Origin of the sequence: Pseudomonas sp. TH04 (genome assembly GCF_016651355.1) — a bacterium.
GTDB classification, from domain to species: Bacteria; Pseudomonadota; Gammaproteobacteria; order Pseudomonadales; family Pseudomonadaceae; genus Aquipseudomonas; species Aquipseudomonas fluorescens.
The window spans coordinates 2382756-2395316 of record NZ_JAEKEA010000001.1; the positions used below are offsets into that span (position 1 = coordinate 2382756).

At 62.1% G+C, this 12561-nt stretch carries 11 protein-coding genes; 1 reads left to right on the top strand and 10 read right to left on the bottom strand.

Features of this window, described 5'->3' with window-relative positions; all coding sequences use genetic code 11:
* Positions 1–19: 19 nt before the first annotated feature.
* The 4 genes from JFT85_RS10730 to hmgA all read right to left on the bottom strand — a co-directional run bounded on the left by JFT85_RS10730 (position 20) and on the right by hmgA (position 4754).
* Complete coding sequence (locus JFT85_RS10730) at positions 20–1390, bottom strand: MFS transporter (RefSeq protein ID WP_053254545.1); 1371 nt, start codon at positions 1388–1390, stop codon at positions 20–22.
* A gap of 133 nt (positions 1391–1523) precedes the next feature.
* Positions 1524–2168, bottom strand: coding sequence for a maleylacetoacetate isomerase (gene maiA, locus JFT85_RS10735; RefSeq protein ID WP_069551844.1), 645 nt, complete (start codon positions 2166–2168; stop codon positions 1524–1526).
* 12 nt (positions 2169–2180) lie between these two features.
* Positions 2181–3467 carry a fumarylacetoacetase gene (gene fahA, locus JFT85_RS10740; protein ID WP_078827780.1) on the bottom strand — a complete coding sequence of 429 codons (1287 nt, stop codon included), beginning with the start codon at positions 3465–3467 and terminating at the stop codon, positions 2181–2183.
* A gap of 3 nt (positions 3468–3470) precedes the next feature.
* Positions 3471–4754, bottom strand: coding sequence for a homogentisate 1,2-dioxygenase (gene hmgA / locus JFT85_RS10745; RefSeq protein WP_053254542.1), 1284 nt, complete (start codon positions 4752–4754; stop codon positions 3471–3473).
* Positions 4755–4874: 120 nt separating this feature from the next.
* On the opposite strand from hmgA, the gene JFT85_RS10750 reads away from it, so the two are divergent.
* On the top strand, positions 4875–5654 hold the full coding sequence (locus tag JFT85_RS10750) for an IclR family transcriptional regulator (RefSeq protein ID WP_053254541.1): 780 nt from the start codon (positions 4875–4877) through the stop codon (positions 5652–5654).
* A gap of 1 nt (position 5655) precedes the next feature.
* Here JFT85_RS10750 and dacB read toward each other — a convergent pair whose 3' ends face one another.
* From dacB to JFT85_RS10780, 6 genes are all read right to left on the bottom strand, one after another.
* Positions 5656–7113, bottom strand: a complete 1458-nt coding sequence (gene dacB, locus JFT85_RS10755; RefSeq protein ID WP_053254540.1) for a D-alanyl-D-alanine carboxypeptidase/D-alanyl-D-alanine endopeptidase — start codon at positions 7111–7113, stop codon at positions 5656–5658.
* Positions 7114–7386: 273 nt separating this feature from the next.
* Positions 7387–9801: a TonB-dependent siderophore receptor gene (locus tag JFT85_RS10760; protein WP_053254539.1), complete on the bottom strand. Its 2415-nt coding sequence runs from the start codon at positions 9799–9801 to the stop codon at positions 7387–7389.
* A gap of 108 nt (positions 9802–9909) precedes the next feature.
* Positions 9910–10845, bottom strand: coding sequence for a glutathione S-transferase family protein (locus tag JFT85_RS10765; RefSeq protein ID WP_069551841.1), 936 nt, complete (start codon positions 10843–10845; stop codon positions 9910–9912).
* Positions 10846–10920: 75 nt separating this feature from the next.
* The gene (locus JFT85_RS10770; RefSeq protein WP_053254537.1) at positions 10921–11196 is read right to left on the bottom strand and encodes a GIY-YIG nuclease family protein; all 276 of its coding nucleotides are present in this window, start codon (positions 11194–11196) and stop codon (positions 10921–10923) included.
* Positions 11197–11232: 36 nt separating this feature from the next.
* Positions 11233–11703, bottom strand: a complete 471-nt coding sequence (locus JFT85_RS10775; protein WP_069551856.1) for a nuclear transport factor 2 family protein — start codon at positions 11701–11703, stop codon at positions 11233–11235.
* Positions 11704–11802: 99 nt separating this feature from the next.
* Positions 11803–12483, bottom strand: a complete 681-nt coding sequence (locus JFT85_RS10780; RefSeq protein WP_232005374.1) for a DUF1120 domain-containing protein — start codon at positions 12481–12483, stop codon at positions 11803–11805.
* Between the last annotated feature and the right edge of the window lie 78 nt (positions 12484–12561).

A 12561-nucleotide genomic window follows, 5' to 3' on the forward strand; every position in this document is an offset into this window, starting at 1 on the left:
CACCGCGTCAATCGGCCGATCAGTGATTGGCCGGGGCTTTGAGAATGTCACTGTGCAGGGGGCTTTTTGGCTTCGCAGCGCCCGGCGAGCGCACTTGAATGATCAACAGCGCCGCAATCACCGCTGGAATCGCACAGAAGAAGAAAATCTGCTGCACCGGAATATGCATCGCCAGCAACATGCTGCCAAACAGCGGCCCCAGAATTGACCCGAATCGCCCCACGCCCAACGCCCAGCCAGTGCCGGTGGCGCGCACGTGCGCCGGGTAGAAGTTACTGGCGAAGGCATTGAGGGTCAGTTGCCCACCGATGATGCAAAACCCGGCGGCGAACACACAGGCCACCAGATAGCGCGGATTATCGTGGTTCAGGCCCAGCAACAGGGTGCATACCGCCGCCGCTGCCAACACGCCGGACAGCAGCCGTACCTTGCTTTTCAGGCGGTCGGCGAACCAGGCCATGCCGATGGCGCCCAAGGTGCCGGCGAACAGGAACATCGAGGTCACCAGGTTGGCTTCGTTCAGCGCCAGGCCACTTTCCAGTAACAACGACGGCAGCCAGCTGATCATGAAATACAGCAGGATCAGGCTGACGAAAAAGGTCGCCCAGAGCAACACCGTCGGGCGCGCGTAACCCTTGCGGAACAACTCGACCACCGTGAGTTTGCTGCCCTGCTCCTGAAGGTTTTCGGCGTCGCTCGCCAACGGCGGTTGCCAGTCGGGCAGCATGCGTGCCGTGACTTTGCGCAAGCGCACATACGGCGGCGCATCCCGCAGCAGGCGCGGCAGGGACTCCGGCAACCGCCACATCAGAAAAGGAAACAGCAGCAATGGCGTCACACCGCCCGCCAGGAATACCGCCTGCCAACCGAAGCCATCGATAAACCCTGCGGCCACGAAACCACCCGCCGCGCCGCCGAACGAGAAACCGCACGCGGCCAGGGTCACCATCAAGGTGCGCATCCGCGGCGGCGAATATTCCGACATCAACGCCATGGCACTCGGCATTGCGCCGCCCATGCCAATACCGCAGATAAACCGTGCGGCCATCAGCGTGGTCAGGGAGTTGGCAAACACCATCAACACCGTGAGGCTGGCGTAGATCAGTACACAGCCGAGCAGGATGCGCCGCACGCCAAAGCGGTCAGCCAGTGGCGTGACCAGCAACGAGCCCAGGGTCAGGCCCAGCAGGTTGGCACTGAATACCGGGCCGAATGCCGCTTTTTCCAGGCCCCAATCCTTGGCCAATGCGGGTACCACATAGCCCAGCACCTGCGCGTCGTAGCCATCGGTTACCAGCAGCAACGCCAGCAACAGGAGAATCAACCACTGATAGCGCGACACCGGACGGGCGTCGAGTGCCGCGCGAAAGCTGGCAATCTGATTGTGCATCGCAAGGTACCTGTTATTTTTATGAGGATGTCGCCGATCAAAATGTGGCAGCGGGCTTGCTCGCGAAAGCGATGTGTCAGCGACAAATGTTTCGACTGATCCGACGCATTCGCGAGCTAGCGCCTACATTGATTCAGGATGCTTCTGGGGTATCCGGTTGATTAGCCGGATGCGCCTGCACAAACGCCGGATGCTGCGCCGCCAACGCCGCCACACGCCCAATGCGCGGGTACGCCGCCAACGGCACCTTGAAGCGTTCGGCCGCATACAGCTGCGGAATCAGAAACGCATCCGCCATCCCCGGCTGCTCGCCAAAGCAAAAGCCGCTATCACCGATCAACTGCTCGACTGCACCCAGGCCCTGGCTGATCCAGTGGCCGATCCACGCCAGCAATTGCGCCTCGTCATGCCCCCACTGGCGCAGCAGGTTCTGGGTGCTGGAGTTGTGCAACGGGTGAATATCGCAGCCGATGATCGACGCCACCGCGCGCTCATGGGCACGGGTCGCGAGGTCTTTTGATAGCAGTGGCACCTGTGGATAACGTTCGTCCAGGTACTCGATGATCGCGGGCGACTGAATCAACAGCTCGCCCTCGTCGGTACGCAACGCCGGCACTCGGCCTTGCGGGTTGATCGCCAGGTACGCCGGTTGGCGATTGGCGCCGCCGGCCGGCACCAGCAGGTTGACCGGCACGGCGCTGTAGTCCAACCCCTTGAGTGCCAAGGCAATACGCACCCGGTACGACGACGTAGAGCGGTAGTAGGTATAGAGTTCCATCGCCCTGCCCTCTTAGCGCGCCGCGACCACCGTGCCACGGCACTCGCCGAAGCCGATGGAGGCAAACCCTTCACGGCTGCAACGGGCGCGCAGGATGATTTCGTCACCGTCCTCGAGGAATTTACGCACCTCGCCCGACGCCAGTTCAATCGGCTTTTTGCCGCCTTCGGTGATTTCCAGCAGGCTGCCGAACTGCCCCGGCTGCGGGCCGGACAAGGTGCCCGAGCCGAACAGGTCACCGGCCTGCAACTGGCAGCCGTTGACGCTGTGGTGTGCAACCATTTGCGCCACGGTCCAGTACATGTGCTGGGTGTTACTCAGCGTCAGGCGATGGGCCGGCAGGTGTTGCTCGCGCATTGAGGCGGTGGTCAGCAGCACCTCCAGCTCGATGTCAAAGCCGCCTGCCGCCTGGTCACGCGTGTCCAGCAGGTACGGCAGCGGTTGCGGGTCGCCGTGGGGGCGTGCCGGTTGGGCTTTGCGGAACGGCGCCAGCGCTTCGGCCGTCACCACCCACGGCGAGATGCTGGTGATAAAGCTCTTGGACAGGAACGGGCCCAGTGGCTGGTATTCCCAGGCCTGGATATCGCGCGCCGACCAGTCGTTGAGCAGGCAGAAACCGGCGATATGTTCGGCGGCGTCACCAATTGCAATCGAGTCGCCCATGGCATTGCCCTGGCCGATCCAGATGCCCAGCTCCAATTCGTAATCCAGGCGTGCGCAGGGGCCGAAGGTTGGCTCGGTCTGGCCGGCGGGCAGCGTCTGGCCTTTAGGCCGGCGTACCTCCGTGCCTGAGGGGCGAATGGTCGAGGCACGGCCGTGATAACCGATTGGCACGTACTTGTAGTTCGGCAGCAATGGGTTGTCGGGACGGAACAATTTGCCGACGTTTTGCGCGTGTTCGATACCCACGTAGAAGTCGGTGTAATCGTTGATTTTCGCCGGCAGGTGCATCTGGCAGTCTGCTGCGCGGTGCAGCACCTGCGCTTCACGGGTTTGCAGCTTGCTGCCTTCGGCGAGCAGCGCCAGCAGTTGCTCGCGCAAGGCCACGCGCGGGCCACGGCCCAGCTCGAAAAAGGCGTTCAACTGGCCGCCGGCGGTGGCTTCAACGGCACGGCGGGCTTCGCCGTCGAACGCGTCCAAAGCAGCGTGCAGGTCAAGAATCGAATCGCCAATCGCCACACCGCTACGCGGTGCCGAACCGTTGATGCTGAACACGCCCAACGGCAGGTTTTGCAACGGGAAATCACGGTGACCGTTGGCGGAGTCCACCCAGCTGCGGGTTAGCGTTGGTTGCGTCATGGGTTATCTCCGGTTCGGGTTGAAGGTGGCGGGCAGCGAGGCCCAGCACGCGTCGTAAGTGTTTTGCAGTTGCGGGCATTCCAGGGCGAACTGCGTGGGGCGCAGCACTTGGCTGGTCTCGAACATAAACGCCATGGTGTTATCAATCTTGTGCGGCGCCAGTTCCACGTTGATGGCCTTGGTGCACGTCTCGCCGTCCGGACCATGGGCGCTCATGCAACTGTGCAACGACGCACCCCCGGGCAGGAAGCCTTCGGCCTTGGCGTCGTAGGCGCCCTGGATCAGGCCCATGTATTCGTTCATCAGGTTGCGGTGGAACCACGGCGGCCGGAAGGTGTTCTCGGCGACCATCCAGCGCGGCGGGAATATCACGAAGTCGAGGTTGGCCAGGCCATGCACGCTGGTGGGCGAGGTCAACACGGTGAAGATCGACGGGTCCGGGTGATCGAAACTGACGGTGCCAAGGGTATTGAAGCGGCGCAGGTCGTATTTGTACGGCACGTTATTGCCGTGCCAGGCGACCACGTTCAGCGGCGAATGGTCCAGCTCACAGGCCCACAACTCGCCGAGGAACTTCTGTACCAGCGTGGTCGGCTTTTTGAGGTCTTCGTAGTGCGCGACCGGCGTCAGGAAGTCACGCGGGTTGGCCAGGCCGTTGCTGCCGATAGGCCCCAGGTCCGGCAGGCGCAGCGGCGCGCCGTGGTTTTCGGCAACGTAGCCGCGCGCTTGGGCGTCCAGCAGTTCGACACGGAATTTAAGGCCGCGCGGCAGCACGACGATGTCCAGTGGCTCGACGTCCAGCACGCCCAGTTCGGTGGCGATGCGCAGCCGGCCCTGCTCGGGGACGATCAACAGTTCGCCGTCGGCGTTGAAGAACACCCGCTCCATGGAACGGTTGGCGCAGTAGTTGTAGATGCTGATGCCTGAGGGGCTTTCAGCCCCTGAGTTGGCCACCATGCCGACGAGGCCGTCGATAAAGTCCGTCGGCTCGTCGGGCCTGTCCAACGGGTTCCAACGCAGACGATTCGGCGTCACGGCGCCCAACGGCCCACCGGCCAGTTGCCGTTCAAGCTTCACGAAGGCCGGGTGATTGGCCGATGGCTGAATGCGGTACAACCACGTGCGTCGGGCTTCGCTGCGCACCATGGTGAAGGCGGTCCCGGAAAACAGTTCGGTGTACAGGCCGTAGGGGGCTTTTTGCGGGGAATTCTGGCCGACGGGCAGCGCGCCAGGCAGGGCTTCGCTGGCGAATTCATTGCCGAAGCCCGACAGGTATTCGAGGTTCATGGAGCATCCTCAGTACGGAAGTTGTTTTTATCGTAATCCAGTTACGCATAACGTAATTTGATCACTATCGACCGTCAAGCTATAAAGACGCCCATTCATCTCTCGGATTCTCGTTGCCCCATGGAAAAGCCCCGCGACACCGGTAAACAGAAAGTCCGCTCGGCCGAAGTGGGCACCGATATTCTCAAGGCCCTCGCTGAACTGTCCCCGGCCACCTCGCTGTCGCGCCTGGCCGAGCACGTGCAGATGCCGGCGAGCAAGGTCCACCGCTATTTGCAGGCACTGATCGCCTCGGGGTTTGCCGAACAAAACACCGCCACCAACCACTATGGGCTGGGCCGCGAAGCATTGCGCGTGGGCCTGGCGGCGCTGGGCAGCATGGATGTGTTGAAAGTCGGCGCCCTGCCCCTGGCGGAGCTGCGGGATGAACTGAATGAAACCTGCTTTCTGGCCGTGTGGGGCAACCAGGGCGCGACCGTGGTGCACATCGAGCCGGCGGTGCGCGCGATCACGGTGGTGACGCAGTTGGGTTCGGTGTTGCCGTTGCTCAGCTCGTCCACCGGGTTGGTGTTCAGCGCTTATTTACCTTCGCGGGAGACCGTCGAATTGCGCGAACGTGAGATTCAGGCCGGTAGCGCCCACGCCCTGGCGGATGACCAGGCCTACGCCACCGCGTGTGAACAGATCCGCAACCGTGGCCTGCACTTTGTGCACGGTTTGCTGATGCCCGGGGTCGATGCATTGTCGGCGCCGGTGTTCAACGCGGTCGGCCACGTGGCAGCGGTGATGACCGTGGTCGGCCCCACCTCGCTGTTCCACGCCGATGAAGACGGCCCGGCGGCGCAGCACTTGCTGGCGGCGACCCGGGCGGTGAGTTGGCGGATGGGTTATCAGCCCTGAATCAATCGTCCCAACGTGACAGGGCCAGCGCCACGCGGTTCTCCAGGCCCTTCACCTGCGCGCCGGCCACCACGTAGTTATTGGTCAGCATCGAGAACACCAACTGGCGCCCGTGGGCATCGGTGATGTAACCGCTCAATGACGACACGCCGCCCATGGAGCCGGTCTTGGCGTGCAGATTGTTTTCAGCGCTTGTGCCGCGCAGGCGATAACTCAGGCTGCCACCGGTCATGCGCTCGGTATTGCCGGCAATCGGCAGCGCGTTGTACCAGGCGTTGAACCACGGCTGTTTGCTCGCAGCCAGCAGCAGGTCGGTGAGGGTTTGCGACGACACCAGGTTACGCCGTGACAGGCCGGAGCCGTCGACCTGGCTCAGCGTCGCCGTGTCCAGCCCCTGGCGCTTGAGAAACCCGGCCACCGCCACCACACCCGCCGCCGCCGTGCCGCTATTGGCGGTCTTGCGGCCCATGGCCTTGAGCAGGGCTTCGGACATGTTGTTGTTCGAGAGTTTGAGCAGCGGCGTGATCAGTGCCTGCAACGGCGCCGATTGGTGCTCGGCCAACACTGTCGCCGTGGCCGGGCTGGCAGCGCCCATCACACGACGCCCCAGCACCGTAATGCCCTGCTGCGCCAACGCCTGTTCAAACAGATTGGCCACCAGTTGCGTCGGCTCCCACACACTGACCAATTGTTCGCTCTGCCGCCCCGCCGCTACGGCGCCACTGAGCTGCAACAGGTTGGTGCCATGGCGACGGTTGATGCCATAGGTGTTGCCGGGCCCGCTGACCGCGCGGTTACTCAGTTGCAGGTAGTCGGTCGGCGGGAAGATCTCGACATTCACCGGCTGCCCTACGCGCACCGGCGCTTTGGCCGTGACCAGTACGCTGCCGGCATCAAAATCCGCGTTGGGTGACACGGTCAGCGCGGAAATCTGCGCGCCGTAGTAGGTGGTTTCATCATCGTGGGACCAGTCGACACCCAGCCGCTCGGCGTCAAACCAGGTGTCGTCGAACACCAGGTCACCCTGCACCTGGCGTACGCCCTGGCTGGCCAGTTGCGCCGCGAGGGCCTGGTAATCGGCGAATTGAATGGTGGGGTCACCCAGACCGCGCAGGTACAGGTTGCCGGTCAGGCGATCGCCCTGGCGGATGCCATTGCTCAACAATTGCGTAGAAAACCGGTACTGCGGCCCCAACACATCCATCGCCGCCGCGGTGGTCAGCAGCTTGAGGTTGGAGGCGGGCACCAGCCGTGTGCGCGGGTTGTGCTGATACAGCGTGGCGCCACTGCGGGCATCACGCACCAGCAGCGACACCGAGGCGCCGTGCAGCGCCGGGTCGGCCAGCAACTGGTCGAGGCTGTGCCCGGTGGCCGTCTTTGACGGTGTGGCGCAACCACTGAGTAACAGGCCAAAGACCAGCGCCGTTGCGCTGGTGTGTATCCATCGTGCCAACCGCATAAACCTGGCTTTCCTGAATCGGCGAAAGTGCGCAGCTTGGTTAATTCAGCGCGTTCAATCAAGTGCCAGGGTGGTGATCGAGAACGTTCCGACCTGAAATAGCGGGCCAGGCGTGGCCTCGGCTTTACTCGGCGCGGGTTGCAAAACGATCAACATCGGCGCCTCACCGCGACAGGTCACCCACTGCCGCAGGCGCCCAACCTCCTCGGCAAGCGCGCTGGGCGTGGAGCACTTGGCAAATCAGCTGGGATGATAACCCGGCGTATTTTCTCATCAGAAGGTCAAGGTACTGGAGACCGATACCTGCCGCGCATCGCCGATGGACACAAACTGCGTGTTCACCGACGAGGTGTAGTAGGTGCGATCGAACAGGTTCTTCACATTGAGCTGGAACTTGACCTTCTGCCCGTCGATCTTGGTGTCATAGCTGGCGAACGCATCGGCCACGGTGTAGCTCGGCAGTTCGAAGCTGTTAGCCGCGTCCCCTGCCCGCTCGCCCACATAGCGAGCCCCGGCGCCGACGCGTAGCTGGTCACCGCCCAGAATGCTGCCGAAGTCATACACGGCCGACAACGACGCGGTGTTCTTCGCCACGTTTTGCAGGTCGTTACCCTTGTATTTGCTGTCCTCAACCACCACCGCATCGGTGTAGGCATAGCTGCCGATCAGGCTCCAGTTGTCGGTCAATTGCCCACTGGCGTCCAGCTCCAGGCCACGCGAGCGCACCTTGCCGGCCACGCTGTACACCGAAGTCAGCCCATCCCCCACTTGCACCAGCACATTGCGCTTTTCGATGTTGAACAAGGCCGCGCTCGCGGTGATACGCCCAGGCATGTCGAACTTGGTGCCCAGCTCCCACGCTTTGGACTGCTCCGGCTCCAGGCTGCCATCCAGCACCGTTTTGTTGGCCAGCGGCGCAATGGTGGAGTTGGGTTTGAACGACTCGGTGTAGCTGCCATAGAACGACAACGCGTCGGTGTAGCGGTACACCAGGCCCGCACGCGGCACCCACTTCTGGCCGTTGCCATCGGTGTTGGCGGTGAACGGTACGCCTTTGCCAGCGTACTGGTCGTACATCTGATAGCGCGCACCGCCGACCAGAATCCACTGGTCATTCAGGTGGATCGCGTCCTGGAAGAACAACGAATCACTGCGCAACAGGTCGGTCTGGTTGCTGTCCGCGGCGCTGACGGTGCTCCCTGCGACTTCGTTGCCGTACACCGGGTTGTTGTAGTTGAAGACACCGCGCGGCGCTTGGCGAATCAGGTCGGCCCGGTAGATCTTGCGGTACTCATCGTCGAGGCCGAACACCAGGTCGTGCTGCATCCCGGCGACATCGACCTTGCCTTCCAGGCTGGCAGTCGCGAAGCGGTCGGTGGTCAGCGCGCCTTGGGTGCCGTCCATGCTGCGGGTCAGGGTGCCGTTGGGGTTGACCTTGACCACGCGCACTTGGCTGGCGTCGTAGGTTTCGCGGTTCCAGCTGTAGCCGAAGTGGGCTTTCCAGTCGTCGTTGAGGTCGTGGTCGACTTGCAGGCGATACAAGTCGGAGCGGCCTTCCATATTGTTGAACGGCTCATCCAGGCGACGGGTCGCGGGGATGTTCAACGGGTGGTTGGTCTTGGGGTCGATGGCCGTGCCGCGGTCGAACGGCGAGAGGAATTCGCGGTGCTCATACGCGAAGACCACCTGGGTGGTGTCGCCGTACCAGGCCAGGGACGGTGCCACCAGCGTCTCGCGGTGGGTGCCGTAGTTGCGCCAGTAATCTTCGTCTTCATGGTCGACGATCAGCCGATAAGCCAGGCCGCTGTCACCAATCGGCCCGGTGGTATCGAGGCTGCCGCCGCTGCCGTTCTTGCCGTCACCGAAAGTCGAGCCGCGTGCGGTCAATGAGGTGGACTGCACCAGCTCGGGCTTTTTGCTGACGATATTGACCACACCACCCGGGTCCTGGATGCCGTACAACAACGACGATGGCCCCTTGAGCACCTCAACGCGTTCAGCCGTGGCGCTCAAGGCGCGGCCCTGCACGACGGGCATGCCGTCTTGCATGATCGAGCCATTACGGTTGTCGCCAAAGCCACGCAGCATCACCGCGTCCTGGGTGCTGCCGAGGGTATTGGCCTGGGTGATGCCGCTGATGTTGCCCAGGGCGTCATCCAGGTTGCGCGGTTGTTGGTCGCGCAGCACTTGGGCGGGCACCACATTGACGGTTTGCGGCGTTTCCAGCAGCAGGCCACGGGATCGCATCACCGAACTGGTGGGCGGCGGCTGGTAGCTGGTGCTGTCCTGTACGGGGTTGGCACCGCTGATGGTGGTGGCGCCAAGCGTCAACGCGCCGCCGGTGGGCAGCGGCTCCAGGGCCAAGGTGCGCGCATCGATCTGGCGGAAGGTGAACCCGGTGTTGGTCAGCAGGCGCTGCAGTGCCTGGGTTGCGCTCATCTGCCCATTGATCGCCGGGGCGTTGAGGCCGTAGGGCGCTTCATCGGTGTAGATCACGCTGAGACCCGTGACCCGGCTGAAGTCGTTCAGGGCCTGGGGCAACGGCTTGGCTGCCAGCGCAAAGTTGAACTGGGCGCTTTGCTGCTCTTGCGCCTGGGCGACGCAAAGCGGCAGCAATGCCAACCCCGACACCGTCAATACCGAGGCTCCCAGCCACTGTTTTACCCAACCGCCCGCCGTCGACTTCATGCTGTGAGAACCCGTGTAGAAAAGCTGTTAATGCGAATACATCGCAGTTTCAAGCACTACACGGATGGGCGGTGGATTTACCTCACCTTATTTTGAAAAAAATTTTGCTTAGTGCGCCTGAATGCAGAAGCCCATGCGTGGGAAGTGCACATGCACAACGCCGGCGCGTTCGTCGGTACGGCGCAGGATCAGCTGTTCGCGCCCGGCAAACAGCAGTTCTCCAGCGACGGGGTCGGTGCCGTAGTCAGTAGCGGCAATCGTCACTGGCTGGCCGGGCTTGAAACCGTTCAAGTCTTCGAACGGCTCATCTGGCAAGGCGGCAGGCGCCGCGTTACGCGCCACGTCCAGGGCTTGCTCGGCACTCATCTCACTGGCGGTGCCATGGCCAAAGCTCAGCACCCGGTCCAGCCAGGCGGCGATCGCCGGGTAAGCGTCAACCAGCGGCGCCGTCACCGACGAGCCTTTAAGGAACCACAACGGATGGGCCAGCGAGAAGTCGGCAATCGACGGTTCGCCGAACAGGAAGTCGCCCGGCTGATGCTGCAATTGCTGGTCGATGCGGCTGACAATCGCCGGCCATTGGTGCCTGGCCTGCTCCAGTTGCACGCGAGCGGCTGTTCCGCCGCTGAACAGCTTGGCGCGGTCAGCCACCAGCACCTGGATCATTTCCGGCGGCACCTTGGCGAACTTGACGGCCAGGGATTCCGGCTGGAACACCAGCGCCACCGCTTGGGCAAACACCACCGAATCCGCCCACGCCGCGAAGCTTTGAGTGACCAGCTCCAGGCCCAGCGGAAACAGCGCCGGCGTGGTTTTTTCCTGCTCCAGGCGGCGAGCGATCAACGCGGTATCGCAGTAAATATCAGCGCCGACCTGCAACACCGGCGTCTTGCGATAGCCGCCGGTCAGGGCCGTCAAATCCGGTTTGGGCATCACCGGCGCAATGCGCACCGAACGCCAGGACAACCCCTTGAAGCCCAATAACAGGCGGGCTTTTTCAGCGAAGGGTGATTGCGGGTAGTGGTGAAGGATCAACTCAGACATGCCAGGCTCCGCCCAATAAGTGAACCGCTAGCTTAGCCTGCCAAATCGCGCAGGGGGATGATGGGGCCTTATCAGTCAGATTGATGGGCCATGCGCTGCCAGGCATTCCTTGGCGCTCTTCTTTAATTTCTTGATCAGCCGTTCCTGGCGCAGCGCTTCGCCTTTGGAAGCACACTGTTCGGTGTACACCAGCGCGACCGCTGGACTTGAGAGAAAGAACCGCGCGCCCTTGCCGCTTTGGTGGGCGGCAAACCGACGCACCGGGTCATTGCTGATGCCGCAATACAGCGAGCCATTGGCGGCGCGCACCAGGTAGACAAACCAGGGTTTGGGTTCAGGAAGATCAGTCACAGGTCGTGTCGGCAAACCAGAGGAGCGCCAATCTTATCAACGACCCGCCTGAAATGCCTTCAAGCCTTTGAGCGCCTGGGCGCGCACCGCATTTTTCAGCGCCGGCGACCAGCCCAGCAGCAGCCCCTTGAGACCCAACGCCTGGCGCGACCAGCGCCACAGGTCGAAATGGTCGTGGTGCCCACAAATCTTGCCGTCGCGAAATATGAACCGCGCGCCGATGTCGTTGACCACCGTGTTGCCGGTGGCGCTGAACAGGTACGTCGCCACCCAATGTGCACTGCCCGTCGTTTCATCGCTGCGCACCGTGTCGAACGTCAGCGAAAAGGCCTTGGCGCGCGTGGTGAGCATGCGCCACATATCGCCGGCATCGCGCCCGCGCAGCTCACCAAACGCAGGGTCGCTGAACACCACATCATCGGTGTAGCACGCCACCATGGCTTCGGCATCCAGGCGTTGAAAGGCGCTGTAGAACTCGGTAATCAGGGCGTTGTGGGCATCACTCATGGGCAGGCTTCGCACGATGGTCAGGAGTGCTGAAAGATAGTCTGCACAGCAGAGGAAAGCCATGCCATTCGCCACGGGAATGAGTGATGCACGGTAGGGTTAGAGGTAATTGACTTCCACAGTGGCGCTACCATCCATTGGGGTTTCTTCGGTCACTGGCAGATTTCTTCTTTCCGTGAGGGTGGTAAGCACCACCACGTCTGCGGTGAAGGCCATCACCGGTAAAGGCGTCATCTCGGCGCTACTGGAGTCTCTGACGGTGCGCATCCAGCCTGGCTGCCAAATCGTATTTGCATTGGCATCGAACCAGGGGCCCGTCACATTCACGGCCTCGATCAAAGCACCCGGCGCACCATCAGCAGTAGCATTGACCAGCTTCAGCTCATACCAACCGATCATTTTATCGTCACTGGTCAAGCCCAAGCCAAAGCGGCTCAGTGAGGATGACGGATCGGTCGGATAAGCTGGAATCGCAGTCCCTACGCGGTTATCGATGGCCTTGACCGCCATCAGCATCGGCGCATTACAGGTCACCTCCAACTGAACCGTTGCCTGTGGAAGGGCTTTATAGCCATAGGCGGGGAAATCCTGCAGCGCGATTTTCCCATGGTCCACTATCCCGCCATTGGACAAAGTGGGCGTACAGGCCGACGGGATGATTTTACCGACCACACTGAGGTCCACGTTTGATGCGGCCATTACAGTCGAAACAGCAGAAACACCGGCCAACAAAAATGCGCCGGCGATCATGACACGAGAAGGGTGCATATCAATGCTCACGTTCGGTCGATTAGTAACAGATTGAACAGCGCACAGAGCGATGTAAACAACCTGAAAGTTCGACTCAATTAATAAAGT